This window comes from Actinomadura sp. NPDC048955 (genome assembly GCF_040649435.1).
Classification (GTDB): Bacteria; Actinomycetota; Actinomycetes; order Streptosporangiales; family Streptosporangiaceae; genus Spirillospora; species Spirillospora luteofluorescens.
In genome coordinates this window covers 81,972-108,338 of the sequence record NZ_JBEZJI010000023.1, presented here as the reverse complement: position 1 = coordinate 108,338, position 26,367 = coordinate 81,972, and the positions used below count along the sequence as shown (strand labels likewise).

The 26,367-nt window shown below is 76.4% G+C and carries 27 protein-coding genes; 12 read left to right on the top strand and 15 right to left on the bottom strand.

The genetic code is table 11. From position 1 onward, the window contains the following. Positions 1–105: 105 nt before the first annotated feature. The 3 genes from AB0C84_RS22545 to AB0C84_RS22535 all read left to right on the top strand — a co-directional run bounded on the left by AB0C84_RS22545 (position 106) and on the right by AB0C84_RS22535 (position 3,660). Positions 106–1,137 carry an acyltransferase domain-containing protein gene (locus AB0C84_RS22545; protein WP_361069510.1) on the top strand — a complete coding sequence of 344 codons (1,032 nt, stop codon included), beginning with the start codon at positions 106–108 and terminating at the stop codon, positions 1,135–1,137. After that, positions 1,134–2,942, top strand: coding sequence for an acyl-CoA dehydrogenase (locus tag AB0C84_RS22540; RefSeq protein WP_361069507.1), 1,809 nt, complete (start codon positions 1,134–1,136; stop codon positions 2,940–2,942). The genes AB0C84_RS22545 and AB0C84_RS22540 overlap by 4 nt, the downstream gene beginning before the upstream one ends. 142 nt (positions 2,943–3,084) lie before the next feature. Next, positions 3,085–3,660: a TerD family protein gene (locus AB0C84_RS22535; RefSeq protein ID WP_179849030.1), complete on the top strand. Its 576-nt coding sequence runs from the start codon at positions 3,085–3,087 to the stop codon at positions 3,658–3,660. Between the two features lie 71 nt (positions 3,661–3,731). Here AB0C84_RS22535 and AB0C84_RS22530 read toward each other — a convergent pair whose 3' ends face one another. Both AB0C84_RS22530 and AB0C84_RS22525 read right to left on the bottom strand, forming a co-directional pair. Then, positions 3,732–4,151, bottom strand: a complete 420-nt coding sequence (locus AB0C84_RS22530; protein WP_179849029.1) for a RidA family protein — start codon at positions 4,149–4,151, stop codon at positions 3,732–3,734. Positions 4,152–4,158: 7 nt separating this feature from the next. Beyond that, positions 4,159–5,976 (bottom strand): class I adenylate-forming enzyme family protein, encoded by a 1,818-nt coding sequence (locus AB0C84_RS22525; protein WP_361069502.1) that lies wholly within the window; start codon positions 5,974–5,976, stop codon positions 4,159–4,161. 187 nt (positions 5,977–6,163) lie between these two features. Here AB0C84_RS22525 and AB0C84_RS22520 point away from each other — a divergent pair, with 187 nt between their 5' ends. Beyond that, positions 6,164–6,943 carry an HAD-IIA family hydrolase gene (locus tag AB0C84_RS22520; protein ID WP_258939782.1) on the top strand — a complete coding sequence of 260 codons (780 nt, stop codon included), beginning with the start codon at positions 6,164–6,166 and terminating at the stop codon, positions 6,941–6,943. Positions 6,944–7,153: 210 nt separating this feature from the next. Next, positions 7,154–7,777: a YigZ family protein gene (locus AB0C84_RS22515; protein WP_361069499.1), complete on the top strand. Its 624-nt coding sequence runs from the start codon at positions 7,154–7,156 to the stop codon at positions 7,775–7,777. 15 nt (positions 7,778–7,792) lie between these two features. Here AB0C84_RS22515 and AB0C84_RS22510 read toward each other — a convergent pair whose 3' ends face one another. The 3 genes from AB0C84_RS22510 to AB0C84_RS22500 all read right to left on the bottom strand — a co-directional run bounded on the left by AB0C84_RS22510 (position 7,793) and on the right by AB0C84_RS22500 (position 10,514). Next, a complete protein-coding gene (locus AB0C84_RS22510) occupies positions 7,793–8,584 on the bottom strand; it encodes an alpha/beta hydrolase (protein ID WP_361069496.1) in 792 nt (263 codons plus the stop codon). Between the two features lie 95 nt (positions 8,585–8,679). After that, entirely contained in the window at positions 8,680–9,942 is a 1,263-nt protein-coding gene (locus tag AB0C84_RS22505) for a sigma-70 family RNA polymerase sigma factor (RefSeq protein WP_361069493.1), read from the bottom strand. Then, positions 9,939–10,514 carry a YciI family protein gene (locus tag AB0C84_RS22500; RefSeq protein WP_361069491.1) on the bottom strand — a complete coding sequence of 192 codons (576 nt, stop codon included), beginning with the start codon at positions 10,512–10,514 and terminating at the stop codon, positions 9,939–9,941. The genes AB0C84_RS22505 and AB0C84_RS22500 overlap by 4 nt, the downstream gene beginning before the upstream one ends. Before the next feature lie 96 nt (positions 10,515–10,610). On the opposite strand from AB0C84_RS22500, the gene AB0C84_RS22495 reads away from it, so the two are divergent. Next, positions 10,611–11,411 (top strand): sulfite exporter TauE/SafE family protein, encoded by an 801-nt coding sequence (locus AB0C84_RS22495; protein WP_361069488.1) that lies wholly within the window; start codon positions 10,611–10,613, stop codon positions 11,409–11,411. Positions 11,412–11,420: 9 nt separating this feature from the next. Here the strand turns inward: AB0C84_RS22495 and AB0C84_RS22490 are convergent, their stop codons facing one another. Beyond that, positions 11,421–12,371, bottom strand: a complete 951-nt coding sequence (locus AB0C84_RS22490) for an AraC family transcriptional regulator (RefSeq protein WP_361069484.1) — start codon at positions 12,369–12,371, stop codon at positions 11,421–11,423. Between the two features lie 7 nt (positions 12,372–12,378). Further along, positions 12,379–12,972: an isochorismatase family protein gene (locus tag AB0C84_RS22485; protein ID WP_361069481.1), complete on the bottom strand. Its 594-nt coding sequence runs from the start codon at positions 12,970–12,972 to the stop codon at positions 12,379–12,381. A gap of 181 nt (positions 12,973–13,153) precedes the next feature. On the opposite strand from AB0C84_RS22485, the gene AB0C84_RS22480 reads away from it, so the two are divergent. The 4 genes from AB0C84_RS22480 to AB0C84_RS22465 all read left to right on the top strand — a co-directional run bounded on the left by AB0C84_RS22480 (position 13,154) and on the right by AB0C84_RS22465 (position 16,679). Then, positions 13,154–14,431, top strand: coding sequence for a glutamate--cysteine ligase (locus tag AB0C84_RS22480; protein ID WP_361069478.1), 1,278 nt, complete (start codon positions 13,154–13,156; stop codon positions 14,429–14,431). A 136-nt stretch (positions 14,432–14,567) separates the two neighbouring features. Then, positions 14,568–15,722, top strand: a complete 1,155-nt coding sequence (locus AB0C84_RS22475) for an iron-containing redox enzyme family protein (protein ID WP_361069475.1) — start codon at positions 14,568–14,570, stop codon at positions 15,720–15,722. A 17-nt stretch (positions 15,723–15,739) separates the two neighbouring features. After that, complete coding sequence (locus tag AB0C84_RS22470) at positions 15,740–16,441, top strand: HemK2/MTQ2 family protein methyltransferase (RefSeq protein ID WP_361069472.1); 702 nt, start codon at positions 15,740–15,742, stop codon at positions 16,439–16,441. After that, positions 16,416–16,679, top strand: a complete 264-nt coding sequence (locus tag AB0C84_RS22465) for a CDGSH iron-sulfur domain-containing protein (RefSeq protein ID WP_361069469.1) — start codon at positions 16,416–16,418, stop codon at positions 16,677–16,679. The genes AB0C84_RS22470 and AB0C84_RS22465 overlap by 26 nt, the downstream gene beginning before the upstream one ends. 42 nt (positions 16,680–16,721) lie before the next feature. Here AB0C84_RS22465 and AB0C84_RS22460 read toward each other — a convergent pair whose 3' ends face one another. The 6 genes from AB0C84_RS22460 to AB0C84_RS22435 all read right to left on the bottom strand — a co-directional run bounded on the left by AB0C84_RS22460 (position 16,722) and on the right by AB0C84_RS22435 (position 21,914). Next, positions 16,722–16,973 carry a hypothetical protein gene (locus tag AB0C84_RS22460; RefSeq protein ID WP_361069466.1) on the bottom strand — a complete coding sequence of 84 codons (252 nt, stop codon included), beginning with the start codon at positions 16,971–16,973 and terminating at the stop codon, positions 16,722–16,724. 101 nt (positions 16,974–17,074) lie between these two features. After that, on the bottom strand, positions 17,075–18,151 hold the full coding sequence (locus AB0C84_RS22455; protein WP_361069463.1) for an NAD-dependent epimerase/dehydratase family protein: 1,077 nt from the start codon (positions 18,149–18,151) through the stop codon (positions 17,075–17,077). Between the two features lie 167 nt (positions 18,152–18,318). Further along, the gene (locus AB0C84_RS22450) at positions 18,319–19,098 is read right to left on the bottom strand and encodes a methylated-DNA--[protein]-cysteine S-methyltransferase (RefSeq protein ID WP_361069460.1); all 780 of its coding nucleotides are present in this window, start codon (positions 19,096–19,098) and stop codon (positions 18,319–18,321) included. Then, a complete protein-coding gene (locus AB0C84_RS22445) occupies positions 19,095–19,805 on the bottom strand; it encodes an RNA polymerase sigma factor (protein WP_361069457.1) in 711 nt (236 codons plus the stop codon). The genes AB0C84_RS22450 and AB0C84_RS22445 overlap by 4 nt, the downstream gene beginning before the upstream one ends. A gap of 73 nt (positions 19,806–19,878) precedes the next feature. Beyond that, positions 19,879–20,544, bottom strand: coding sequence for a response regulator transcription factor (locus AB0C84_RS22440; protein WP_179849013.1), 666 nt, complete (start codon positions 20,542–20,544; stop codon positions 19,879–19,881). Continuing rightward, complete coding sequence (locus tag AB0C84_RS22435) at positions 20,541–21,914, bottom strand: histidine kinase (protein WP_361069454.1); 1,374 nt, start codon at positions 21,912–21,914, stop codon at positions 20,541–20,543. Before AB0C84_RS22435 ends, AB0C84_RS22440 begins: the two co-directional genes overlap by 4 nt. Before the next feature lie 129 nt (positions 21,915–22,043). Here AB0C84_RS22435 and AB0C84_RS22430 point away from each other — a divergent pair, with 129 nt between their 5' ends. Then, positions 22,044–23,807: a histidine kinase gene (locus AB0C84_RS22430; RefSeq protein ID WP_361069451.1), complete on the top strand. Its 1,764-nt coding sequence runs from the start codon at positions 22,044–22,046 to the stop codon at positions 23,805–23,807. Further along, a complete protein-coding gene (locus tag AB0C84_RS22425; protein WP_361069448.1) occupies positions 23,804–24,472 on the top strand; it encodes a response regulator transcription factor in 669 nt (222 codons plus the stop codon). Before AB0C84_RS22430 ends, AB0C84_RS22425 begins: the two co-directional genes overlap by 4 nt. A gap of 57 nt (positions 24,473–24,529) precedes the next feature. On the opposite strand, the gene AB0C84_RS22420 is transcribed toward AB0C84_RS22425, so the two are convergent. Beyond that, positions 24,530–25,390 carry an ABC transporter permease gene (locus AB0C84_RS22420; protein WP_361069444.1) on the bottom strand — a complete coding sequence of 287 codons (861 nt, stop codon included), beginning with the start codon at positions 25,388–25,390 and terminating at the stop codon, positions 24,530–24,532. A gap of 3 nt (positions 25,391–25,393) precedes the next feature. Further along, positions 25,394–26,311, bottom strand: coding sequence for an ATP-binding cassette domain-containing protein (locus tag AB0C84_RS22415; RefSeq protein ID WP_361069441.1), 918 nt, complete (start codon positions 26,309–26,311; stop codon positions 25,394–25,396). Between the last annotated feature and the right edge of the window lie 56 nt (positions 26,312–26,367).

Genomic DNA, 26,367 nt, shown 5'->3' with positions numbered 1-26,367 from the left:
CATAAGTGAATAATCCCATTTCAGGGTTTTGGTCCATAACTGAAAGCTAAGCGGCCGTTGTCGTAAAGGAAAAGGCAGCCTTCCCTCCAGGTAAGGAGACCCCGCGTGCCCGCACCCCGATTCCGCCCGGCCGAAGAGCTCCAACCCGACGACAACTGCGCCTTCCTGTTCCCCGGCACCGGCTCCGCCGGGGTCCCCGACCTGCCCGCCCTCGCCCGCACCGGGCCCGGCGCCGCCCGCGCCGTCGCCGACGTCCTGGACGCCGTGCAGGAGGGCCTGCCCCCCAACGGATGGCCGCGCCTGCGCTCGATCCTCATGGACGACCCGAGCGGCTACCGGGAGGCCGCCCGCACCCCCGGCGTCGCCCAGCTAGCCGGCTACGCCGCGTCCGTCGCCGTCGACCGCGCCCTGCGCGCGCACGGCGTCCACCCCCGCTTCGCCGTCGGGCAGAGCTTCGGGGAGATCGCCGCGCTGGTGTGCGCGGGCGCGTTCTCCATCGCCGACGGCGCCCGCATGGGCGTGGCCGCCGTCGGCGTCCTGGCCCGGCACGGCGGGGGCGGCGGCATGGGGCTGCTGGAGGCCGGGGAGGACCGCACCCTCGCCTGCATCGAGGCCGCCGGCGCCCCCGAGGTGGTCGTCGCGTGCCTGAACGCCCCGCAGGTCACGGTCGTGTCCGGTCCCGACGGGCCCCTGGACGCCGTCCTGGACGCCGCGCGCGGGGAGGGAGTGAACGCGGTGCGGCTCGCGGTGCCCTACCTGTCCCACCATCCCGCGATGGCCGGCGCCGACGAGGAGTGGTACGCCATGATCCGCGGCTTCCCGCAGCGGCCCCTGGAGCTGACCGTCCACTCGCCCGTCCGCGGCCGCGCCTACCGCGACGACGACGACCTGCACCGCGCCATGGCCGACTGCATCGTCAGACCCGTCCGGCTGCCGGAGGCCCTGCGCGCCGTGCACGCGGCGGGCGCGACGGTGTTCACCGAGGCCGGCGCGGGCAACGCGCTGTGCCAGTGCGCCCGGCTGACCCTGCCGGGCGCGCGGACGATGGCGCCGCTGCGCGACCGCCCCCGCCACGGGCTCACCGGCAAGGCCGCCCCCGGCGTCACCCCCTCCGGCGAACGAAAGGACCCCTCGTGACCACCGACGCCGACGGTCTGCGGCAGTTCGTGCACGGCCCCCTACCCGACGCCAAGACGCGCGCGCGGCTGGAGGAGGCCGTCCCCGAGGAGTTCTTCACCGTCCCCGGCGGGCTCACCGCGCCCGACCGGCACGCCCTCACCTACGAGCGGCTGCGCCGCGCCGGGCTGGCCGCGCCGCCCGCCGGCGAGCTGCTGGCCGACCCGCCGGCGCTGTGCGCGCTGCTGGAGCGCGCCGCGATCGCCGACCCGCCCCTGTTCCACATGATGCTGCTGCACTACACGCTCGCGCTCGGTCCCATCCTGCGGTTCGGCGCCGGGCAGGAGGAGACGCGGCCGCTGCGCGAGTCCCTGGAGTCGATGGACTCGTTCGGCACGCTGCTGATGACCGAGGTGGGACGCAGCAACAGCCACCTGTCGCCCCGCACCGTCGCCCGCCACGACCCCGCCACGGGCGGGTTCGTGCTCAGCACCCCCGACGCCCAGGCCGCCAAGTTCCCCACCAACACCGCCCACCCGGACCTGCCCAAGACCGCCGCCGTCTACGCCACCCTCGTCCACGGCGGCCAGGAACGCGGCGTGTTCGTGTTCGCGGTGCCGCTGCGCGGACCCGGCGGCGCCGTCCCGCCCGGCGTGCGGATCGTCCCGGCCCCCGAGACCACCGGGCTGCAGATCGATTACGCCGCCGTCCTGCTGGAGGACGTCCGCGTCCCCTACGAGGCGTGGCTGCGCGACGGCGCGGCCATCGGCGCCGACGGGGCCTTTCACGACCCGCACGGGCCCGCGGCGGCGCGGCTCACCCGCTCGATGGGCATCGCCCCGCCGGTGTGGCGGGCGGTCGTGTCGGCCTCCGCCGCGATCACCCGGGCGTCCGCCGGGATGCTGCTCGCTCACTCGGCGGGCCGCACCACCCTCGGCCGGCTGGCGCCGCGCCGCCCGCTGACCGACTACCGCAACCAGCAGGAGGCGGTACTGGGCGCGCTGGCGTCGGCCTACGCCCTCACCGCCGTCGCCGCGCACGTCACCACCCCCCGCCCCCCGGGCGAGACGGCGGGCGACGGCGAAGGCGCCGGCAATACGGGCGGGCCGGCGACCGCATGGGCGCCGTGGTCGGCGGTCGACCGGGACCTGGCGCTGCTCAAGGCCGCCGCGACCGCCCAGGCGCAGGAGACGGTGTCGGCGTGCCGGGTGCACAGCGGCGCCCCCGGCTTCGCCGCCGTCGAGCGCCTCAACGCCTACCGGGGCCTGACGCACGCCTACCAGAATGCCGGCGGCGACAACGAGCTCATCCTCTACGACACCGCCCGCGCGATGGCCGACCGCGACCGCTACGTCCCGCCCGAGCCGGAGCTCGGACCGCCCGACGACGGTGACCTGGACTCCCCGCGCGTGTGGCTGTTCCTGGCGCGCGACGCCGAGCGCCGCACGCGCGACCGGCTCGCCGGACGGGTCGAGGCCGCCCTGCGCGGCGGGCAGGACGCCTTCACCGCCTGGAACGGCAACCTGGCGCTGGCCCGGCGGACCGCCACCGCCTGCGCCGACCGGATCATCCTGGAGATCCTCGCCGCGGCCTCCGGCACCGGACCGAAGGCGCTCGGGCCCGTCCTGCGCCTGCACGCGCTGGACCGGCTGGAGCGCCGCGCCGCCGTCCTGCTCAACGAGGGGGTCGTCCCGCCGGGGATCCTGGACGAGCTGGGCGACGCGCGGCGCCGCACGTGCGACGAGCTGGCGCCCCGCGCGGCGGAGCTGGCCGCCGCGTTCGACCTTCCCGCCCCCGTCACCGCGCCCGCCGCGTTCCTGGCCTGACGGCCCGCGCGCGGGAAGAAAGGGCACGCCACGCCGCGAATTCGCCAAGGAGGCGGGGGAACCAGCGCAAGGTGGCTACCGTTCTCGTTAGACATACCGCACGCGGGTGGTGTCACCCGCAGCCGATACGGAGGTAGACACAGTGGGAGTCAGTCTGAGCAAGGGCGGCAACGTCTCGCTGACCAAGGAGGCCCCCGGACTGACCGCCGTCGTGGTTGGTCTGGGGTGGGACGTGCGGACCACGACCGGAACCGACTTCGACCTGGACGCCAGCGCCCTGCTGTGCTCGGCGGAGAACAAGGTCCTGTCGGACCAGCACTTCGTGTTCTTCAACAACCTCAAGAGCCCCGACGGTTCGGTCGAGCACACCGGCGACAACCTCACCGGTGAGGGCGAGGGCGACGACGAGGCGATCAAGGTGAACCTGAACACCGTCCCCGCCGAGATCGCCAAGATCGTGTTCCCGGTGTCGATCTACGACGCCGACAAGCGCCAGCAGAGCTTCGGGCAGGTCCGCAACGCCTTCATCCGCGTGGTGAACCAGGCCGACAACAGCGAGATCGCGCGCTATGACCTGTCGGAGGACGCCTCGACCGAGACCGCGATGGTGTTCGGCGAGCTCTACCGCAACGGCGCCGAGTGGAAGTTCCGCGCGGTGGGCCAGGGCTACGCCTCGGGCCTGTCGGGCATCGCCTCCGACTTCGGGGTGAACGTCTGACCCTCTCCGCACGTGGACGGGGCGCCCCCACCGGTGGGGGCGCCCCGTCGCGCGTCCGGCCCGGGCGCCCGTCAGCCCGCGGGGACGACGGCGAGGGCCTCGATCTCCACCAGCAGGTCGTCGCGGACCAGGCGCGACACCTCGACCAGCGACGCGGCGGGCGCGACGCCCGCGGGGACGAACTCGGCGCGCACGGCGCGCACGACCGGGGCGCCGCCGGCGTCCCGCAGGAAGTAGCCGAGCCGCACGACGTGCTCCCAGCGGGCGCCCGCGGCGGTGAGCGCGGTCTCCAGGTTGGCGAACACCTGCCGGGTCTGGGCCTCCAGGTCGCCGGGGCCGACCAGGTTCCCGTCCGAGTCCAGCGGGATCTGGCCGCTGATCACCACCAGCCGGCCCGGCACGTCGACGGAGACGGCGTGGCTGTACCCGGGGCCGGGCGGAAGGCCCGGCGCGTCGATCTGGCGGTGGGCGGGGCCCGGCTCGTCGCTCATCACAAGATCACGATACCGGCGGGCGGGCGAGCAGCTCCTCCCGCAGCCGCGTCTTGAGGATCTTGCCGCCGGGGTTGCGGGGCAGGCCCTCCTCCCGGAACCACACGTGCACGGGCACCTTGAACGCCGCGATCCGCCCGCCCAGGAACTCCCGGAGCTCGCGCTCGGACACCGCGGCGCCGGGGCGCGGCACGATCACCGCGCCGACCTCCTCGCCGAGCACCTGGTGCGGGACGCCGATCACGGCGCAGTCGGCGACGGCGGGATGCTCGTAGAGGGCGGCCTCGACCTCGGCGCAGTAGATGTTTTCGCCGCCGCGGATCAGCATGTCCTTGGCCCGGTCGACGATGTAAACGAACCCGTCGGCGTCCAGGCGGGCCAGGTCGCCGCTGTGGAACCAGCCGTCCACGAACGCCGCGGCGGTCGCCTCGGGCTTGTTCCAGTAGCCCTTGATGACGTTGGGCCCCTTGATGAGCAGCTCGCCGACCTCGCCGGCCGGCAGTTCCTCCCCGGCGGGCCCAACGACCCGGACGTCGCAGACCGCGACGGGCGGGCCGACGCTCTCGGGCCGCTCCAGGTAGTTCACGCCGCCGTTGTAGGTGGTGACCGAGGAGGTCTCGGTGAGGCCGTACCCGTTGCCGGGCATCCGCTCGGGCAGCCGCTCCCTGATCTTGTCGACGAGGGCGGGCGCGGCGGGCGCGCCGCCGTAGCTGACGCCGGTGAGGCTGGAGGTGTCGAACTCGCCGAACTCGTAGGAGGTCAGCACCTGCCAGGCCATCGTCGGCACGCCACCGAAACCGGTGACCCTCTCCCGCTCGATCAGCTCCAGCGCCCGGCGGACGTCCCACTTGTACATCAGCACCACGGTGCCGCCCTGCAGGGCGCTGGACACCAGCACCGAGTGGCAGCCGGTGGCGTGGAAGAACGGGACGCTCAGCAGCGTCACGCGCGGCTGCGGCGCCGCGAGCTCCTCGACCGTGCGGCCCGCGCGCACTCCCGCCGACATGATCCCGTACGCGAGGCTGATGGGGTTGCCTGCGATGTTGCGGTGCGTGCCGAGGGCGCCCTTGGGCCGTCCGGTGGTGCCGGAGGTGTAGAAGATCGTGGCATCGTCCTCGGGACCGAGCGGCACGTCGGGCAGAGTCATATCGGGCAGAGTCATATCGGGCAGAGTCATATCGGGCAGGGTGGCGTCGGCCGGGTCTCCGGCGGCGTCCTCGAACGCCTCCGCTCCCGCGGGCACGGCGCCGTCCGCCCTCGCGACCAGGCACGCCACGCCCAGGCCCGGCAGGACCCCGGCGAGCCGCTCGGCGCGCTCGGCGTCGGCGACCAGGACCTTGGCGCCGCTGTCGGCCAGCCCGTACTCCAGTTCCGCGGCGCTCCACCAGGCGTTCAGCGGGACCACGACGGCCCCGGCGACCGCGGCGCCGAAGAAGGCCACCGACCACTCGGGATAGTTGCGCATGGCGATCGCGACCCGGTCGCCCTTGGCGATCCCGTACCGGTCGACGAGCCGCCGCGCGAACGCGGCCGCCCGCGCGTGGTGCTCGGCGAAGGTGAGCCGGTCGTCCCCGTAGACCAGGAAGTCCTTGTCGCCGTGGAGGCGGGAGATCTCCAGGACGTCGCGCAGCGTGGGCGGGGCGTTCTTCCACACCCGGGTCCGGACGCCGCGGATCCGCGTCTCGTCCATCTCGAACGGCTGCCCCGGCGCCGTCATCGCGGCCCTGACCTCGGCGATGCTCGCCAGTCCGGGGCCCGCCATGCCGTTGCCGGTCATTCCGGTGCCCGCCGGCCGCCCGGTGTCCTGCACGTCCCGATCCTGCACGTCGCGCCTCCCGCGGGGTGGGGCGCACCGCCGGGCGACCCGTCCGCCGAACATGATTCGGTGCGCCGTGTCCGAGAATGTATGGTCCACGTCACACGCGGGTCAACGCCCCCGCGCCGCGGGGCCCAGGGGAGAACGGTCCCGGCGGACGGTCCCAGGGAAGATCCCTGCCTGCGACAATGGGGGCATGACCGAGCGCAAGCCGATCGAGTACTGGCTGTCGGACATGGACGGCGTCCTCGTGCACGAGGGCCGGCCCGTCCCCGGCGCCGAGGAGTTCGTCCGCCGCCTGGCGGCGTCCGGAAAGCCGTTCCTCATCCTGACCAACAACTCGATCTACACCCGGCGGGACCTGTCGGCCCGCCTGGCGGCGGCGGGGCTGGCCGTCCCGGCCGAGTCGATCTGGACCTCCGCGCTGGCCACCGCCCGTTTCCTGGCCGACCAGCGCCCCGAGGGGTCGGCGTACGTGATCGGTGAGGCGGGCCTGACGACGGCGCTGCACGAGGCCGACTTCGTCCTCACCGACATCGACCCCGACTACGTGGTGCTCGGCGAGACCCGCACCTACAGCTTCTCCCAGATCACCCGCGCGATCCGGCTGATCGAGGGCGGCGCCCGGTTCGTGGCGACCAACCCCGACCCGATCGGCCCGTCCCCGGAGGGCTCGCTGCCGGCGTGCGGCGCCGTCGCCGCGATGATCACCCGGGCGACGGGGGTGGACCCCTACTTCGTCGGCAAGCCCAACCCGCTGATGATGCGCACGGCGCTGAACGTGGTCGGCGGGCACAGCGAGAGCACCGCGATGATCGGCGACCGCATGGACACCGACATCGTCGCCGGCGTCGAGGCCGGGCTGGAGACGATCCTGGTGCTGACCGGCGTCACCCGCAAGGACGAGATCGCCCGGTTCCCGTTCCGCCCCCACCGCGTCGTGGCGTCCATCGCCGACCTCATCGACCTGGTCTAGCCTGTGTTTCACCAGTCCCGGCCCACTTCGCTCGCCTGGCGGCTCGCTACGTGACCGTGCCTGGGCGAACGCGGCATCGCTTCGCGATCTGCCCGGCTCCGCTCGCCTCCGGCCTCGCTCCACCGGGCAGGTCACGCGTTCGCGCGGGCGGCCGAGGCCACTTCGAGACAGGCCCTAGCCGGGACGGCGCGCCGTAGACTCGCAGTCGCCATGCGCACGATCAGACAGGGCGGCTCGGTGGAGCTGGAAGTCCGCAGGTCCCGGTTCGCCTGCACGCTCGCCCGCGCCGCAGACGAGGCCGAGGCCACGGCGTTCATCGCCGCGCACCGGCGGGCGCATCGTGACGCCACCCACAACTGCACCGCCTACGTCGTCGGCGAGCACGGCGAGATCACCAAGAGCAGCGACGACGGCGAGCCGGCCGGGACGGCCGGGATCCCGATGCTGGAGGTGCTGGTGCGGCGCGGGCTGACCGGCACCGCCGCGGTCGTCACCCGCTACTTCGGCGGGGTGAAGCTCGGCGCGGGCGGTCTGGTGCGCGCCTACGGGCAGGCGGTCTCCGCCGCCCTCGACGCCGTCGGGGTCGTGGAGCTGCGCCCGGTGGTGACGGTCACCGTCGGCGTGGACCACGCGCTGGCGGGACGGTTCCTGGGCGACCTGCACGCCCGCGGCCACCAGCCCGGCGACGTCCGCTACGGGACGGGCGTGCAGGCCGACGTGGCGGTGCCCGTCCCGGAGCTGGAGGCGTTCGAGGCGTGGGCGGCGGAGGTCACCGCCGGCCGCGCCTGGACGCGGCGCGGCGCGCCCGGCCACATCGAGGTGCCCGTCCCCTGACCGGGGCCGGGCGGCTCAGCCACCGAGGAACTCCTCCAGGGCCGGGGCGAGCGCGGCGGGGTCGACGTCGTGGGTCTGGCCGTCCAGGGTGCGGTGCGTCCCGGCGGGCAGGAGCGCCGCGGTGCGGCGCGCGATGTCGCGCATCCAGGCGGGGCTGTCGCCGCCGTCCAGCACCAGGGCCGGGACGGTGACGCTCGCGAGCAGGTCCTCCGGCAGCTCGGCGCCCGTGGCGGCGTCGTCCATGACCGCCGAGTCGTAGGCGAGGGTGGGCGCGAGCGCCTCCAGCGCGGGCCACATCGGCGCGCCCCGCATCTGGCCGACCATCTCCTCCGGCATCCCGACGGCGGTCATGAACAGGGCGAGGGCGTCCCCGCGGCGCCCGTCGGCCAGCATGCCGGTCAGCTCGGTGCTGTAGGCGCGGGCGCGGGTGAGGCGGTCGTCGTGGGAGGGGTTGAAGGGCGGTTCGAACAGCGCGAGCCGGGTGATGGGCAGGCCGTGCGCGGCGGCGCGCAGCGCCAGGACCGCGCCGGACGACATCCCGTACACCGCGGCGGACCCGCCGGCGGCCTCGATGACGGCGGCCAGATCCTCGATCTCGCGCTCGACGGCGTAGGGCGGGGTGTCGCCGCTGTCGCCGCGTCCCCGGCGGTCGTAGGTCACGACGGTGCGGTGCGGGGCCAGCAGCCCGGCGAGCGCGGCGCCGGAGCCGCGGTCGTTGAGGGCGCCGCCGACGTGGATCAGGGCGGGACCCTCGCCGGTCCGGTCGAGGGCGATGCGGGTGCCGTCCTTGGAGTGCGTGGTGTCCATGAGGGGTTCCTTCCCAGGTGGCCGGCTTTGTGCGGCCGTTCGTCCCACCGACGAACGCGACGCGCCGCGACGGACACCCCCGGGACGCCTTTTTTTCAGCGGGGCTCGTGCGGGGCGGTCTCGGCGAGGCGGCGGGCGAGGTAGCGGCGCTCGGCGTCGTCGGTGACCAGGGCCAGGGCGGCGCGGTAGGCGGCGGCGGCCTCGCCGTCGCGGCCCAGGCGGCGCAGCAGGTCGGCGCGGGTGGCGGGCAGCAGGTGGTAGCCGTCCAGGGCGCCGGAGCGCTCCAGGTCCCGCACCAGCTCCAGGCCGGCGGCGGGGCCGTCGGCCATGGCGACCGCGACCGCCCGGTTCAGCCGCACCACCGGCGAGGGGACCAGCTCCGCGAGCCGCCCGTACAGGATGGCGATCTGGGGCCAGTCGGTGGCGGCGGCGTCGGGCGCGGTGGCGTGGCAGGCGGCGATGGCGGCCTGCACCTGGTAGGGGCCGGGCGGCGGCCTGCCGGGCGCGGGGCTCAGGGCGTCCTCCAGCAGGGCGACTCCCTCGGCGATCTCGGCGGCGTCCCACCGGGAGCGGTCCTGGTGCTCCAGGGTGACCAGCGCGCCGCGGGCGTCGGTGCGGGTGCCGGCGCGGGCGTCGTGCAGCAGCATCAGGGCCAGCAGGCCGCGCGCCTCGGGCTCGCCGGGCAGCAGCGAGACCAGCAGCCGGGCGAGGCCGATCGCCTCCCCGCACAGCGCGCGGCGCCGCGGTTGCCCGCCGGCGGCGTTGTAGCCCTCGTTGAACAGCAGGTACAGCACGCCGAGGACGGCGGTGGTGCGTTCGGGCAGCAGGTCGGGCGGCGGGACGCGGTAGGGGATTCCGGCGTCGCGGATCCTGCGTTTGGCGCGGGTGATCCGTTTGGACATCGCGGTCTCCTCGACCAGGAACGCGCGGGCGATCTCGCCGGTGGTGAGGCCGGCGAGGGTGCGCAGGGTGAGGGCGACGCGGGCGTCGAGGCTCAGCGCGGGATGGCAGCAGGTGAACATCAGCCGCAGCCGGTCGTCGCCGAAGGCGTCCGGTTCGGGCGGCGGGGGCGTCCCTGCGGTTCGGGCGGCCTGGGCGAGCTTGCGGGCGCCGGCGGCGTCCCGGCGCAGCCGGTCGACGGCGCGGTTGCGGGCGGTGGTGGTCAGCCAGGCGCCGGGACGGGCCGGGACGCCGTCGCGCGGCCAGCGTTCCAGCGCCGCGGCGAAGGCGTCCTGGGCGCACTCCTCGGCCAGGTCAAAGTCGCCGGTCACCCGGATGAGGGTGGCCACGACCTGGCCCCATTCGGCGCGGAAGGCCCGCGCGACGGCGTCGGCGGCGCCCGCCGGCGGGGTGGTCACGCGGTCGCGGGGCCCGGTTCCTCGACCGGGCGGATCTCGATCTGGCCGAGGGCGGCCCAGGGGTGCCGGGCGGCGATCTCGATGGCCTCCCGCAGCCCGCCGCACTCGATGACGGTGAACCCGCCGATCTGGTCCTTGGTCTCGGCGAAGGGCCCGTCGGTGAGCAGCACCTCGTCGCCGCGGACCTTGACGGTGGTGGCCCGGTCGCTGGGCGCGAGCCCGGCGCCGCCGCGGATGACGCCGCGCCGCTCCATCTCCTGCGACCAGCCGCCGCAGCCGGTGGCGGCGGCCTGCTCGGGGTCGGTGCCGGCGGTCTCGTCGCTGCAGATCATCAGCACGTAGCGCACGGTTCCTCCGCTGACCGGATGTCCTGGGGGACGGGGGCCCGTCCGCACAGCAGCATCCCAGACCCGCGGAGGCGCGCGGGCCTGGGACGCGACGCGGACGCGTCCCTCCATGTCCCCCTGGCCGATGACGCCGCCGTCGTAGGGGAGTACGGACCCTTCGCCGAGGCCTATCCAACGGCCGGGTTCGGGCTTGTCCCCGGGTCTGGCCTCGGGCTTCTCGGACACCGTTGACCGGGGGAGGGAAGCTCGCACAATGTCGGGAATGGGTACTCCACACCGGTTGAGGGCGTGCGGTGGCGCGCCGCCGCGGGACGAGGGGCCGTGCACAGGGCGGCCGGGCCGGTGACGGGGCTGGAGCCGGGCGTGGTGGCGGGGCTGGTGCTGCTGGCGGTGGCGGCGGGCATCGGGATCACGGCGGTCGGGCCGGGCGGGGTGCTGATCACCGCGGGACTGTTCGCGCTGACGCCGCTGGACCCGGCGCAGGTGGCGGGCACGGCGCTGGTCACCAACGTCGCGACGGGCGTGCTGGGCACGGCGGTGTACTGGCGGTCGGGGCAGCTGCGCGAGCCGCCGGCGCGGCGGACGGCGGTGCTGCTGTGCGGGGGCGCGGTCGCCGGGACGCCGGTGGGGGTGCTGCTGAACGGGCTGGTGACGGGCCGGGTGTTCGGTGTGCTGCTGGGGGCGCTGGTCGCGGCGACGGCGGTGCTGGTCCTCGCCCGGCGTCCGGGCGCGCGGGGGCCGGGCGCGGACGGTTCGGGGGAGGGCGGTCCGGGATGGCGGGCGACCGCGGCGGTGGGCGCGGGGGTGGCGGCGGCGGGCGCGATGTTCGGGGTCGGGGGGCCGATGCTGTGCGTGCCGCTGCTGATGGCGCTGGGGGTGCCGGTGCTGTCGGCGCTGGCGGCGGCGCAGGCCCAGTCGGTGGTGATCGCCGGTGCCGGGACGGTCGGGTACGTCGCGGCGGGGGCGGTCGACTGGCCGCTGGCGGCGCTGGTGGGCGTCCCGGAGCTGGCGGGGGTCCTGGCGGGGTGGGTGATCGCCCGGGCGGTTCCGGCGGCGGCGCTGCGGGGGGCGCTGGTGGTGAGCCTGCTGGCGCTGGCCCCGTACGTGGCGTTGCGCGGCTGAGCGGCCCGGTCAGGTGCGGGCGCGCAGGCGGCGCAGCATGCGGGCGTCGGTGAATCCGACGGCGTGGGCGGCGGCCTCGGCGGTGGCGCCCTGCCCGATGAGGTGCTCGGCGCGTTCCAGCCGCAGTTCCTGCTGGTAGCGCAGCGGGGTCAGGCCGGTGACGGCGGTGAAGCGGCGGGTGAGGGTGCGCTCGCTGACGCCGGCCTCGGCGGCCAGGACGTGCAGGGGCAGGGGGCGGGCGTAGCGGGCGTCGATGAGGTCCTGGGCGCGGTGGACGGCGTCGCTGACGTGGGCGCGGTGCCGCAGCAGGGCGCTGGCCTGGGGTTCGTCGCCGTTGCGGCGCGCGTACACGACCATGGCGCGGGCGGTGCGGGCGGCGGCGCCGGGCCCGTGCCGGGAGGCGACCAGGTGCAGGGCGAGGTCGATGCCGGAGGCGATGCCGGCGGAGGTGATGACGCGGCCGTCGGTGACGTACAGGACGTCGCGGACGACGGTGGCGCGGGGGTGGCGGCGGGCGAGGTCGTCCTGGAGCTGGTGGTGGGTGGTGCAGCGGCGCCCGTCCAGGAGCCCGGCGTGGGCGAGGGCGAACGCGCCGGCGCAGACGCTGGCGACGGTGCCGCCCGCGGCGTGGTGGCCGGCCAGGCGGCGGGCGGCGTGGCCGGAGACGGGCGGGGCGTGGGGTTCGCCGCGGCCCCAGCGCCATCCGGGGACCAGGAGGATGTCGCCCGCGGTGAGGTCGGGCCAGGCGGTGGGCGCCTGGAGGGGGACGCCCTGCGCGGTGGGCACGGTCGCGGGGGAGGGGTGCGGGGTCTCCTGCGGGTCCCCGGGTGCGGGGTGGTCGGCGACGTAGGCGAGCCGGTAGGGCAGGCCGGCGTCGGCGGCCGTCCCGAACACCTGGGCGGGCCCGGCCAGGTCGAGCAGGTGCAGGCCGGGGACGAGCAGGAAGACGACGCGGGTCACGATCCGGTCAGCCTACCGGGGCGGGCGCGAGGTCGTCGAGCGAGGCGATGGCGGCGAACCGTCCGGCCAGGGCGTACTCGGTGCGGGCGATGATCTGGTCGGTGGGCAGGGTGGCGGGGTCGGCGAGGATCTCGGCCAGGGGGCGGCCGGGCGGGGCGTCGCGGTGCTCGATGGGGAAGGTGGCGGTGGCGTCGGTGACGAAGGTGACGCGGTAGCCGAGGTCGGCGGCCAGGCGGGCGGTGGTCTCGCAGCACTGCTCGGTCTGGATGCCGCAGACGGCGACCTCGGTCACGCCGCGTCCGGTGAGGAGCTGCTGCAGGCCGGTGGTGGTGAAGGCGTTGCGTGAGGTCTTGGTCATGACGGGTTCGCCGGGCGCGGGGGCCAGGCCGTCCATGAGCCGGACGTGGCCGAGTTCGGGGTCGAAGGGGCCCCCGCTGCCGGGTTCGGCGTGCAGGATCCACACGACCAGGTCGCCGGCGGCGCGGGCTGCCTCGGCCAGGCGCGCGGCGCGGGCGGCGATGTCGGGTGCCGAGACGGCCTCCCAGTTGGGGCGGCGGCGGAAGGATTCCTGGACGTCGATGACGAGGAGCGCGCGGTTCATGGTGTCGATCCTGGCCGGGCGAGGCGCCGCCGGGCAGGCACCATCGCGGCGGGATGCGGAACGATCCGGTCACGGCGGCCGTGGGGGGCGGGGTAAAGGATCTCGGGCAGGGGAGGGAGGGGACGTTCTGGACGGGAATCCCCCGGGGTGAGGGGGTCTGTACGAGTGAGGGGGACTCGGCATGGGCGGAGGCGTGAAGGGGCACGCGCCGGGCGTCAGTCTCGGAGTGGAGGAGGAGTTCCTGCTGGTGGACGCGGTGTCGGGGGAGTGCGTCGCGCATGCCGAGGACGTCCTGGAAAGGGCCGGGCCGCACCGGTGGCGGACCTCAGGTGGATCGTTCCACACCGAGTTGCTGGGGTCGCAGGTGGAGGCGGTGACGGGGGTGTGCCACGACCTGGCGGGCCTGCGCGCGCAGCTGCGGTACGGGCGGGCGCGGCTGGCGGAGGCGGCGCGGGAGGACGGCGCGCTGCTGGTGGCGTCGGGGACGCCGGTGCTGGGCGGCAGCCCGCCGCCGGCCGCGCGGGGCGAGCGGTTCGCCGCGATCGTGTCCGCCTACGGCGACGTGGTCGAGGACTACCAGGCCTGCGGCTGCCACGTGCACGTCGGTGTCACCGACCGCGAGTCGGCGGTGGCGGTGGTGAACCATCTGCGGCCGTGGCTGCCGGTGCTGGTGGCGCTGGCGGCCAACTCGCCGTTCGACCGCGGGCGCCCCACCCGCTACGCGGCGCGCCGGATGATGGAGATGGCCCGGTTCCCGGGCGCCGGCGTTCCGCCGTGGTCGGCGTCGGCGGCCGACTACGACGCGCGGGTCGCGGCGCTGGTGGAGTCGGGCGCGCTGGTGGACGGGGCGATGACGTTCTGGCTGGCGCGGCCGTCGCCGCGGTGGCCGACGGTGGAGGTGCGGGCCGGGGACGCGGCGGGGACCGCGGACGAGGCGGTGCTGCAGGCGGCGCTGGTGCGGGGCCTGGTCGGCGCCGCGCTGGCGGATCTGGCGGCGGGCCGGGAGGCGCCGCGGGCCGACGGGCAGGTGTGCGCGGCGGCGCTGTGGAACGCGGCCCGGCACGGGCTGGACGGCGCGATGGTGGACCCGGTGGCGCGGCGGGCCGTCCCGGCGTGGCGGCTGGTCGACGGCCTGGTCGCCCGCGCGGCCCCGGCCCTGGAGGAGGCCGGGGACCTGGGTGCGGTGTTCGCGCTGGTGGAGGGCGTGCGCCGCGCGGGGACGGGCGCGGACCGGCAGCGCCGAGCGGCGCGGCGCGGCGGCCCTCGCGCGGTGGTGGACATGCTGGCCCGGCAGACCGAGTCCGGCGGCCTGGCGCCCGGGCCGGACACCGGTGCGGGGCCGGGCGGGCCGGCGGGCGGCGCCGACGGGGGCCCGGCGGACACACCGGACGGGATTTCAGGGGAAGAACCGGGCGTATGGGACGCGGGTGAGCGGGTACCGGAGCCGGATGCCCCTTGACGACGGAGGAGATATGACCGCTCACCAGGACCGGCCGCCCTCCCGCGGTCCCGAGCCCGGCCCGGGGAACGGCCGCGGGACGGGCCCCGCGTCAGGCCGCGTGCCGGGTTCTGCTTTCGGGTCTGCGCTCGGGCCCGTGCGGGCGCGCGCGGACCGGGCGCCGGTGCTGCCGGCGCCGCGCGGGCCGCTGTCGCGGGCCGTGACGGACGTCCTGTCCTCGGCCCGGCCCCCGGCCCCCCTCGACGACCTCCTTGACGACCTCCTTGACGACCCGCCGGGCCCGGCCGGGATCGCCGGCCGCGTCGCCGAGGTGCGATCCTGCGACCCCTACGGCGAGGATCTGCAACTGGCGCTGCACACCTGCTACGAGCTGCACTACCAGGGGTTCGCGGGCGTGGACCCGGACTGGGAGTGGGATCCGGGGCTGCTGCGGCTGCGCGGGGCGATGGAGGCGGTGTTCCTGGCGGCGCTGCGCCGCGACGTGTGGCGGGCGGGCGGCGCGGACGCGGCCCGCGACGTGCACGGCGCGCTGGAGGAGCTGCTGGTCGAGCCGGTGGACGCCCGCGGCGTCTCCCACCATCTGCTCGACGAGGGCACCCGGGGGCAGATGCGCGAGTACGCGGCGCTGCGGTCGGTGTACCACCTGAAGGAGGCCGACCCGCACGCGTGGGTGATCCCGAGGCTGCGGGGGCGGGCCAAGGCGGCGCTGGTGGCGGTGGAGTTCGACGAGTTCGGCGGCGGCCGCCCGGAGATGACGCACCAGGGCCTGTACGCCGATCTCCTGGACGACCTGGGGCTGGACCCGTCCTACGGCGCGTACGTGGACGCGGCGCCGGCGGTGATGCTGGCGACGGTGAACATGATGTCGCTGTTCGGGCTGCACCGGTCGCTGCGGGCCGCGCTGGTGGGGCACTTCGCGGCGGCGGAGATCACCACGGCGCCGTCGGCGCGGCGGATGGCGCGGGCGCTGGAGCGGCTGGGCGCCGGGCCGCGCGCGCTGCTGTTCCACACCGAGCACATCGAGGCCGACGCCGTCCACGAGCAGGTGCTGCGCCACGAGGTGATCGGCGGGCTGCTGGACGCCGAGCCGGGCCTGGCCGGGGACGTGGTGCTGGGCGTGCGCGCGACGGGCCTGCTGGAGGACCGGTTGGGCGGGCATCTGCTGGGGTGCTGGCGGGCGGGCCGCCCGGCGCTGCGGCGCCCGCTCGCGCAGGAGACGGCCGCTGCCGTGACCGCTGGGGAGACCGGTGCTTCGGACGGCGCGCGAGCGGTCGCCGCGGTGGCGCGGTGAAGGGGGAGGGGCGGGCGATGATGCTTTTCAGGCCGCCGGGCGTGTACCGGCCGCAGGCCGACACCTCGCTGCTGACGCGGGCGCTGCTGGCGTCGCTGGCGCGGGCGGGGGCGCCGCCGGGGGCGCGGGTCCTGGAGCTCGGCACCGGGACGGGCGCGGTGGCGCTGGCCGCGGCGCGGGCCGGCTGCGAGGTCGTCGCGGTGGACGCCTCGGCGCAGGCGGTGCTGGCGGCGCGGGTGAACGCGCGGATGCGGGGGCTGCCGGTGCGGGTGCTGCGCGGCGACATGTTCGCGCCGGTCGCCGGGCAGGAGTTCGACGTGATCGTCGCCAACCCCCCGTACGTGGCCGGGGACGTCGACCCGGCGTCGGTGCGGGGCCGGGCGCGGGCGTGGGAGGCGGGGCTGGACGGCCGGGTGCTGCTGGACCGGATCTGCGCGCAGGCCCCCGGGCACCTGTCGCCGTCGGGGACGCTGCTGGTGGTGCATTCGGCGCTGAACGGGGTGGCGTCCACGCTGGTGGGGCTGCGCCGCGCGGGGATGCGGGCGTCGGTGGTGGCGCGGCACCGCGAGCCGTTCGGGCCGGTGATGCGGCGCCGCGCTGACGGGTTGCGGGCGCGGGGCCTGCTGGTGGCCGGGCAGCGCCACGAGGACCTGGTGGTGGTGCGCGCCGACCGGATCGGGGAGGAGGCGTGCGATGAGCGTGACCGGGAGGCCGCCTGAGAACCCGTCCGCGGCGCGGCCGCAGGGCGCGGCCGGGGAGGGCCCGGGCGGCCCGGAGCGGCGGCGGGTGCGGATGGTGCCGGGCGGGCCGGTGCTGGTGGAGGGCCCGGTGGAGGTCGTGATGGAGGACGGGTCGACGGCGGTGTCGGACCGCTGGCTGGTCGCGCTGTGCGCGTGCCGCCGCAGCCGCGCCTACCCGTTCTGCGACACCAGCCACCGCCGGCGCCGCCGCGACTGACCCGGCCCGCTGACCCGGCCGCGGGGTGTGGCGTGCGGCGGGTCAGCCGCCGAGGCTGTCCAGGGCGGTGTCCAGCCGCTGGGCCAGGGCCTCGAGCTGCTCCTCGTTGGCGCCGGTGTCGAGTTCGGCGATGACGGCGTCCCGCGTGGTGATCACCATGGCGTCCTCGGGGCCCTCGCCGCGGCCGGGGCCGGACGGGACGACGGCGGCGCGGCCCTTGACGACGACGAGCGCGGCGCCGCGGTCGGTGGAGGCCAGCAGGGTGTGCAGGTGCTCGGCTGTGATCGTCGGCATCGGGTGACCTCCGGATCGGTCGTCGGCGGATCGGTGCCCGGCGGACGCGCCGGACCGTGCCGCCGGTCATCGTGATGTGGTGACGTCGTGGCGGCGGGTGGTCAGGGTTTGCGGCCGACGCCGGTGGCGAACTCGCGGCCGCGCATCCGCCCGCCGGTGTCGGGGGACAGCGGCGGGGTGTCGCGGCCGGCGCCGGTGCGCAGCCCTTCCAGGAACTCGGTGATCGCTTCGCGGGCGGTGTGCCGGGGCGTCCAGCCGAGCTCGTCGCGGGCCCGGGCGGTGTCCATGAGCGGGACCTGCAGGGCCAGGTCGAGCAGGGCGGGGGAGGCGGGCACCAGGTGCAGGTTCCAGGCGGCGGCGAGGGCTGCCCGCACGCCCCGCGCGGGCAGCCGCACGATCCGGGCGCCGAGCAGGTCGGCGAGCTCGGCTGCGTCCAGGGCGGGTTCGGCGGCGAGGTTGAAGGCGCCGCGGGCCCGGCCGGTGGCGGCGAGCCGGAACGCCTGCCCGGCGTCGGCGGAGTGCAGGACCTGCAGCCGCAGGCCGGGCAGGTCCGGCACGACCGGGATGAGGCCGGGGCGGGCGAGGCGTCCGGGCAGCAGCGGCCCGGCGAACAGGCGGCGCTGCTCGCTGGCGCTCTGCCGTTCGAAGATGAAACCGGGCCGCAGCCGCACGACGCGGCAGTCGGGGTTGGCGGTCTCGAAGGCGTCCAGGAGCCGTTCGACGTAGGCCTTCTCGCGGCTGTAGGCGGCCTCGGGCCACCCGTGGGTGGGCCAGGACTCGTCGACCGCGCGGTCCTTGGGGCCGGGAGAGTAGGCCCCGACGGAGGAGGAGTACACCAGCGCGGGCACGCCCGCGCGGGCGGCGGCGTCGAACACGCGGGCGCTGCCGACGGCGTTGGAGTCCCAGGTCACCGCGGGCCGGTGGGTGGGCTGGAACAGCCACGCCAGGTGGACGACGGCGTCGGCGCCGCGCATCAGCGGGACCAGGTCGGTGTCGGTGACGTCGGCCTCGGCCCACCGCAGCTTGCCGGTGCCGCCGGGATCGGCCTCGCGGGCGGCCCCCGGGCCGGGCTCGCGGCGGGCCAGCCCGGTGATCTCGGTGACGGCCGGGTCCTCGGCGAGCGCGCGGACGGTGCTGGTCCCGATGTTGCCCGTGGCGCCGGTGACGACGACGCGCATGGCGATCTCCCCCTCGTCGGCGGTTCGCCCGCGGGCTCGTCCCCGCAGGTGGACGGCCCCATTCCCGTCCCGCGCCGATGTATGCCCACCGCCCCGGCCACCGCACCGCCCACCGCCGGGCCCGTGCCGGCGGGCTCGGCGGTGGGCGGTGCGGTGGGGCCGCGGGGTCAGGCGGGGAGGGCGTCGCCGGGGCGGCAGTGCAGGCACGGCCGGTACCCGGCGGCGCGCGCGGCGGCCAGGTCCCCGAACCCGCGCCGGTGCCCGGGGGTGATCCGGCGCGCGTCCGCGCAGGTCGGGTAGCACACGATCCCGGTGGTGTCGGAGCCGACCAGCCGCACGCCGCGCCGGGCCAGCTCGGTGACCTCCTCGACGTCGACGTCCTCGGCGCGCAGCAGCCGTTCCTTGGCGTCGGAGCCGAACACGTAGTCGCCCAGGGTGCCGTCCGAGCGGGTCACGCGGTGGCAGGGGATGAGCAGCGGGACGGGGTTGCGGCCCAGCGCCGACCCGACGGCGCGGACGGCCTTGGGGCGTCCGGCGTGCCGGGCCACCCACGCGTAGGGGCGGGTCTGCCCGCGGGGGATCTGCGCGGCGGCGCGCAGCACGGCGGCCTCGAAGTCGCTGAGCCCGCGCAGGTCCAGGCGCAGCGGGCCGAGCCGGCCGGTGCGCAGGGCGGGCAGCAGCCCGGCGGGGGGGCGGTCGGCGGGCAGCAGCGGCCGCGCGAACCGGGCGCGGAACGCCGCCGCGAACTCCCGGTCGTCCATGCCGGCGCGCAGGTAGGCGACGCCGTGGTCGGTGAAGGCGACCTGCAGGCCCTCCAGGGGGCCGGGGACGTGGAGGCGGCGGGCGGCGATGCGGTCCAGCAGGGCCGGGGGCGCGTCGGCGGCCAGTTCCGCCAGTTCACCGGCCAGCGGGTCGGGCGTGCCGCCGGCGGGGTCGGTGCGGTTCATCGGGTGCCCCCTTTCTGCTCGGGGTCGAGCGCGGAACGGTCGAGCGCGGAACGGTCGGGCTGGACGTGGTCGGGTTCGGGCGGGCCGGGGGCGGCGCGCAGGGCGCGCAGGCGGGCCAGGCCGCGGGAGATGTGGGACTTCACGGTGCCCTCGGGCAGGTCCAGGACGGCGGCGATCTCGGCGACGGGCAGGTCGGTGACGTGGCGCAGCACGACCGCGGCGCGCTGCTGGTGGGGGAGCCGGGCCAGCAGGCCGGCCAGTTCGCGGCCGGTCTCGTGGCGGGCGGCGGCGTCCTCGACGCCCTCGCCCGGGTCGGGCGGGTCGGGGGCGTCCTCGATGGGGCCCGGCGGCGGGCGCCGCGCGGCCGAGCGCAGGCTGTTGCGCCACACGTTCGTCAGGATCGTCAGCAGCCAGGCCCGCGGCCGCAGCCCGGCGATGCGCGCCTCCTCGTAGCCGGTCAGGGCGCGGTAGGCGCGCAGGAACGCCTCGGCGGACAGGTCCTCGGCCTCGGCCCACCGCCCGCACAGCCGCAGCGCGGTGGAGAACACCGCGCCCCGGTACGCCTCGTACAGGGCTGCGAACCCCTCGTCGAGGTCGCGGGCGAGGGCGGCGGCGACCCGCGCCCCGGCGGTGTCGCCCCCCGGGCCGCTCCTGTCGTCGCCCGCGGCGCCGGGGGCGTGGCTGAGGGCTTCGTCCGTAACCGTCACATCCGTTCAAACACCGCCGCGACCGGCCCGGTTGCGGCGGTGTGCCCAGGCGAGCGGCGGGCCGGGCGGGTGGTCAGCCGAGCCAGCCGGGGCGGATCATCCCCGTCTCGTAGGCCAGGACCACCAGCTGCGCCCGGTCGCGGGCGCCGACCTTGCCCAGGATACGGCTGACATGGGTCTTGGCGGTCGCGGGCGACAGCACCAGGCGGCCGGCGATCTCCTCGTTGGACAGGCCCGCCGCGACCAGCCGCAGCACCTCGCTCTCCCGGTCGGTCAGCGAGTTGAGCTCGGCGGCGGGCGGCGGCGCGGTGATCCGGGAGGCGAACTCGGCGATGAGCCGCCGCGTCACCGTGGGCGCCAGCAGCGCGTCGCCGCGCGCCACCACCCGCACCCCGTGGATCAGCTCGGTCGGTTCGGTGTCCTTGACCAGGAACCCGCTGGCCCCGGCCTTGATCGCGCCGTAGACGTAGTCGTCCAGGTCGAACGTCGTCAAGATCACCACGCGGACGTCGGCCAGCCGGGGGTCGGCGATGATCCGCCGCGTGGCCTCCAGCCCGTCCAGGACGGGCATGCGGATGTCCATCAGCACCACGTCGGGCCGCAGCTCCCGGGCCCGCGCGACGGCCTGCTCGCCGTCCCCGGCCTCGGCGACGATCTCGATGTCGTCCTCGCCCTCCAGGATCGACCGGAACCCCGCCCGGACCAGTGTCTGGTCGTCGGCCAGCATCACCCGGATCACGCGCTCTCCTCCATATCGCCCAGCCCGCTGTTGTCTCTCGCGCCGCCCGCGACGGGCGGTTCGGCGGCGGCGTCCAGCGGCAGCCGCGCCCACACCCGGAAACCGCCCGCCGGATTCGGTGCGGCGGTCAACTCCCCGCCGACCGACGCCGCCCGCTCGCGCATGCCCCGCACACCGTTGCCGCCCGCCGCGCCAACGGTGTGCGCGGCGGTTCCGTCGTCGTCCACCCGCACGATCATCTCGCCGGGGAACAGCCGCACCTCGACCGTGACCGAGGCGGCCCCCGAGTGCCGCACGACGTTGGTCAGCGCCTCCTGCACGATCCGGTACCCGGCCAGCCCGACCGGGGCCGGCAGGTCCTCCAGCGCCGGCGTCCCCGGCGAGCCGGGCTCGGGCAGGTCACCGGCGCGGCGGACCGCCAGCCCGGCCGCGGCGGTCTGGTCCAGCAGCTCACCGACCCGCGCCAGCGACGGGGGAGGCGCCACCGGCCCGTCCGCCCCGGGACCGTCCGGCCCCTCGGCGTCGACCTGCCGCAGCACGCCCAGGATCCCGCGCAGCTCCCGCAAGGTGTCCTTGCTCGCCGACTTGATCGCCTCCAGTGCCGTGTAGGCGCGGCCCGGGTCGTCGCGGCGGTGCAGCGCCGCCCCCGCCTGCACGTTGATCAGCGAGATCTGGTGGGCGAGCACGTCGTGCAGCTCCCGCGCGATGCGCAGCCGCTCGGCGACCGCGCGGCGCCGCGCCTCGGCCTCGCGGTCGCGTTCGGCGGCGGCGGCGCGCCGCTCGGCTGCCTCGGCGAGCGCGCGCCGGCCGCGCACGTACTGCCCGACCGCCACCGTGACCAGCAGCCCCAGCGACAGCGACGCCACGCCGCGGGCGTCGGTGACCGCGTCGGGATCGTCGCCGCTGCCGCGCACCGACGCCGCCGCCAGGAATCCGGCGTTGACGACGATGACCGCGCCCAGCGACACCGCCACCCGGCACTCCACGGCCGCGTTGAACAGCGCCAGCCACAGCACGACCGCGACGGGCCCGTCGGGGTACCCCAGCGGGTAGTACAGCGGCGGCACCACCACGGCGACCACCAGGACCGCCACCGGGTGGCGGCGCCGCCACGCCAGCGCGGCCGCCGCCGCGACGATCAGCGCCAGGCCGCCCGGCCACAGGGGCCGGTCCCCGGGCTTGACCGCCGCCTCGCTCATCGCGACCGTCACCGCCAGCACCGCCGCCGCGAGCAGCGCGTCGGCCGCCCGCCCGCGCGGCCACCACGCCCCGCCCGCGATCCTGCCGAATACCCCGGCGGCCGGCACGCCCCGGCCGGCCGCGCCGGACGCGCCCGTCCGGCGCCGGGGGCGGGGCGGGGTCGCTGTCACGCGCCAACCGTAGTTCAGCCCCGCACCGCCCCGCGCCCCCACCGAAGATCATCCCGTTGGGGCGCGGCCGCCCGCGCCCCTGACTTTCGTCAGTAACGGCCCAGTTCACAGGCCAGTAGCGTGGGGCCCGTGAACGACTCCGCGGCCCCCGGTCCCCCCGCACCCGCGCCGCCGCCGTCTCGGCTGCGGGCGATCGTGCGCCGGCCGTCCCGCGCCGCGCTGGTCAAGGACGTCCTGCTGTACGGGGTCCTGGCGTTCCCGGTCGTGGTCGGGATGATCTCCCCGACGCAGCCCGCGCGGGCGTCGTGGTGGCTGCAGGCGGCCGGGCTCGGCGTGCTAGCCGCCGCGATCGCGGCGGGACGCGCCTGGCCGGCCCCGGCGCTGCTCACCGTGATCGCGCTGACCCTCGTCCACGGCAACTTCGTGTTCGCCATGCCCGTCCTGTCCTACCTGGCGGGCCTGCGCAGCACCCGCGCGCGGCCGCTGCTGTGGGGCTTCACGGGGGTGTTCGTCGGCGGGGCGCTGCTGTCGGCGGTCCGCGGCACCCAGGTCACCACCTGGTTCCCCTCCACCGTCTGGCTCGTCCTGCTCGGCGTCCTGCCCTGGCTCGTGGGCCGCTACCGGCGCCAGTACCAGGAGCTGCTGAGCGCCGGCTGGGAACGCGCCGAACGCCTCGAACAGCAGCAGCGCATCGTCGCCGAACGCGAACGGCTCCGCGAGCGCGCCCGCATCGCCCAGGACATGCACGACTCCCTCGGCCACGAGCTGGCCCTGATCGCCGTGCGCGCCGGCGCGCTGGAGGTCGCGCCGGGACTGGACGACCGGCACCGGGCCGCGGCCGCCGAACTGCGCACCGGCGCCGCCGACGCCACCGACCACCTCCGCGAGATCATCGGCGTCCTGCGCGACGACCCCGCCGACCCCGCCGCCGATCCCGTCGACGCGGCGGCCGGGGGAGGGGCCCCCGAGCCGCCGGCGCGGCCCGCACGCGAGAGCATCCCCGACCTGGTCGACCGCGCCCGCGCCTCCGGCGTCCCCGTCCGCCTCACCGGCGACGCCCGGGCCCCCGCCGAGCTCGGGACGATCGCCGCGCTCACCGCGCACCGCGTCGTGCAGGAGGCCATCACCAACGCCGCCAAGCACGCCCCGGGCGCCGCCGTCACCGTCGCCCTCGCCCGCACCGGCACCCGCGGGATCACCGTCACGGTCGCCAACGACCCCCCGCCGGACGGGCCGCCGCTGCTGCCCTCCGGCGGCCGCGGCCTGGCCGGCCTCACCGACCGCGTCCGCCTGCTCGGCGGGACCCTGCACGCCGCGCCCACCCCCGGCGGCGGGTTCCGCCTCACCGCCGACGTCCCCGCGACCCCCGACCCCGCCCCCGGCGGGGCCCCGGGGCGGACCAGGCCCACCGCCCGGGACGCGCTGCGCACCGCCCTCGGCCTCACCCCCGCCGGCGCGGGGGAGTGGCCCTCCGAATCGGCCCGCCACCTGGCCCGCGAACGCCGCCAGGTCCGCCGCGGCCTGATCACCGCGATCGCCGCCCCCACCGCCCTCATGGCGGTCCTCGGCACGATCATGGCCGGCCACTACGTCTTCGTCACCCTCAACTCCGTCCTGCGGCCCGCCGACTACGGGTCCCTGACCGTCGGCGACCCCCAGGACCGCGTCGAGCGGGCCCTGCCGCCCATGCAGACCCCCGACGCCGGCACCGTCCGCGCCGCCGTCCCCGAACCCGCCGGCGCCGACTGCCGCTACTACCGGCCCGACGCCAACGTGCTCGGCGTCGGCCGCATCTACCGGCTGTGCTTCGCCGGCGGCCGCCTCACCGCCAAGAACGCCTACAACACCGACCAGCTCCGCTCCCAGCGCATTCTTGACCAGGAGGACCAGTGATCCGGGCCCTGCTCGCCGACGACGAGGCGATGATCCGCGCGGGCGTCCGCGCCATCCTGACCGCCGACCCCGGCATCGAGGTCGTCGCCGAGGCGGGCGACGGCCGCGAGGCCGTCGACCTGACGCTGCGGCACCGCCCCGCGGTCGCCCTCCTGGACATCCGCATGCCGCGCCTGGACGGCCTGGCCGCCGCCGCCGAACTGCGCCGCCTCGCCCCCGCCACCGGCGTCGTCATGCTCACCACCTTCGGCGAGGACGAGTACATCGCCCGCGCCCTGGCCGGCGGCGCCAGCGGCTTCCTGCTCAAGTCCGGCGACCCCCGCGAGCTGATCGCCGGGGTCCGCGCCGTCGCCGGCGGCGCCGCCTACCTGTCCCCGAAGGTCGCCCACCGCGTCATCACCCAGATCGGCGGCGGGCACCTGGACGGCCGCGCCCGCGCCCGCCGCAGCATCGCCCCCCTCACCCCCCGCGAACGCGAGGTCCTGGCCCTGCTCGGCGCCGGCCTGTCCAACGCCGAGATCGCCAGGCGCCTGCACGTCGTCGAGGGCACCGTGAAGGCCTACGTCAGCGCGATCCTGACCCGCCTGGACGTCCGCAACCGCGTACAGGCCGCCGTACTGGCCTACCAGGCCGGACTCGTCGACACCACCGACGCCCCGACCTGACCCCGCCTGACCCCGGCCGGAGAGGCCGGAGCCAGGCGGGGTCAGGTCGGGGAGGCGTCAGGCGTCGCGGCGGCGCAGCACCACCACGGCGCCGAACACCGCCGCCGCCGTCCACGCCACCAGGATCGCCAGCCCCGCCGCCTGCGGGTAGGGGCCGTCCCCGGACATGAAGTACCGGCCGGCGCTGCTGGGCATCGAGTCCGACACCTTCCGCGCCAGCCCCGACTCGTCCCCTCCGCCCAGCAGCATCGGAACCACCATGAGGAACAGGAACACCGCCGTCAGCGACGCCGCGGTGCTGCGCAGCACCGCCCCGATCCCCAGCACCAGCACGCCCGCCAGCGCCAGGTAGGCCCCCGACTGCAGCGCGTCGGCCGCGAACTCTCCGGCACCCAGCCGCCCCCACCGCCCGAGGACCGGATCGGCGACCGCGGTCCCGGCCGCGTTCAGCGCGACCCCGAGCGGGAACGTCACCGCCGCGACCACCACCGCCTTGGCGCCCAGCATCCGCCCCCGCGGCGGCACGCACTGCAGCGTCGCGCGGATCCCGCCCGTGGCGTACTCACCGGTGATCATCAGGATCGCCACGGCCAGCACCACGAACTGGACCATGTCCAGCGCACCGACCGCCGCCCCGCTCGCCGACACCACTCCCATGTCGTCGCCGGGAACCGCGTTGGTGTTGTTGGACACCGTCGAGGTCGCCAGCGTGAACGCCATCGCCGCCATCAGCGCCACCGCCGCCGCCAGTCCCCACCAGGTGGACCGCAGCGACCACAGCTTCGTCCACTCCGCGGCGACCGCGCCGCGCCACCCGCCGCCGGCCCCGCCGCGCCTCCGGCCGGACGTCCCGGCGCGGTGCCCTCCACCCGTCCGCGCCCGGTCCACCGCCCTCGTCAGCGCCTGTGTCATCGCCATCGTTCAGACCCCCGTTCCCGGCGAAGCGCCGAACTCCACGCTCGCACCCGTCAGTTCCATGTACGCCTCCTCCAAAGACGCCTCCAGCACGCCCAGCTCCAGCACCGGCGCCCCCGCCTCGAACGCCAGCAGCCCGACGCGGTCCACGCTCAGCCCCGCCACCCGCAGCTCGTCCTCGCCGGCGTGCCGCACCTGCCCGCCCGCGGCCTCCAGGTGCCCCGCCAGCTCCCGCACGCGGGGGCTACGGACCCGCACCGCGCTGCCCGGCCCCGCCGCTATCACCTCGGCCATCGGCGCGTCCGCCAGCAGCCGGCCCTTCCCGATCACCACCAGGCGGTCCGCCGTCAGCTGCATCTCGCTCATCAGGTGCGACGACACGAACACCGTCCGGCCCTGCTCCGCCAGCGACCGCATCAACCGCCGCACCCACAGCACCCCGTCCGGATCGAGGCCGTTGACCGGCTCGTCGAACATCAGCACCGCCGGATCGCCCAGCAGCGCGCCCGCGACCCCCAGCCGCTGCCGCATCCCCAGGGAGAACGTTCCCGCCCGCCGCCCCGCGACCGCCTCCAGCCCCACCATCGCCAGGACCTCCTCCACCCGCCCCCGCGCGATCCCGTTACTGCGCGCCATCGCCAGCAGATGCGCCCGCGCCGACCGCCCCGGATGCGCCGCGCCCGCGTCCAGCAGCGCCCCCACCTCCCGCAGCGGCCACCGCAGCTCCCCGTACCGGCGGCCCCCGACCAGCGCCTCGCCAGCGCTCGGACGGTCCAGGCCCACCACCATCCGCATCGTGGTCGACTTCCCGGCGCCGTTCGGGCCGAGGAACCCCGTCACCTTGCCCGCCGCCACCTCCAGCGACAGCCCGTCCACCGCCGTCCTGTCCCCGAACCGCTTCGTCAGACCCCGCAAAACGATCATCAAAGTCCTCCCGTCCGGCCCTCCGGCCGTCCAGAACGACGCTAGGCAGCGGGGGA

Excerpts from the sequence above, each read along its gene's own strand:
- AB0C84_RS22455 (WP_361069463.1), bottom strand. The coding sequence starts at position 18,151 with ATGCGCGTCGTCGTCACCGGCGCCACGGGCAACATCGGGACCAGCACC.
- AB0C84_RS22530 (WP_179849029.1), bottom strand. The coding sequence starts at position 4,151 with ATGAGCGACGAGCCGGGCCCCGCCCACCGCCAGATCGACGCGCCGGGC.
- AB0C84_RS22415 (WP_361069441.1), bottom strand. The coding sequence starts at position 26,311 with ATGATCGTTTTGCGGGGTCTGACGAAGCGGTTCGGGGACAGGACGGCG.
- AB0C84_RS22520 (WP_258939782.1), top strand. The coding sequence starts at position 6,164 with ATGACCGAGCGCAAGCCGATCGAGTACTGGCTGTCGGACATGGACGGC.
- AB0C84_RS22450 (WP_361069460.1), bottom strand. The coding sequence starts at position 19,098 with ATGAACCGCACCGACCCCGCCGGCGGCACGCCCGACCCGCTGGCCGGT.
- AB0C84_RS22510 (WP_361069496.1), bottom strand. The coding sequence starts at position 8,584 with ATGGACACCACGCACTCCAAGGACGGCACCCGCATCGCCCTCGACCGG.
- AB0C84_RS22420 (WP_361069444.1), bottom strand. The coding sequence starts at position 25,390 with ATGGCGATGACACAGGCGCTGACGAGGGCGGTGGACCGGGCGCGGACG.
- AB0C84_RS22480 (WP_361069478.1), top strand. The coding sequence starts at position 13,154 with ATGGGCGGAGGCGTGAAGGGGCACGCGCCGGGCGTCAGTCTCGGAGTG.
- AB0C84_RS22460 (WP_361069466.1), bottom strand. The coding sequence starts at position 16,973 with ATGCCGACGATCACAGCCGAGCACCTGCACACCCTGCTGGCCTCCACC.
- AB0C84_RS22485 (WP_361069481.1), bottom strand. The coding sequence starts at position 12,972 with ATGAACCGCGCGCTCCTCGTCATCGACGTCCAGGAATCCTTCCGCCGC.
- AB0C84_RS22465 (WP_361069469.1), top strand. The coding sequence starts at position 16,416 with ATGAGCGTGACCGGGAGGCCGCCTGAGAACCCGTCCGCGGCGCGGCCG.
- AB0C84_RS22515 (WP_361069499.1), top strand. The coding sequence starts at position 7,154 with ATGCGCACGATCAGACAGGGCGGCTCGGTGGAGCTGGAAGTCCGCAGG.
- AB0C84_RS22470 (WP_361069472.1), top strand. The coding sequence starts at position 15,740 with ATGATGCTTTTCAGGCCGCCGGGCGTGTACCGGCCGCAGGCCGACACC.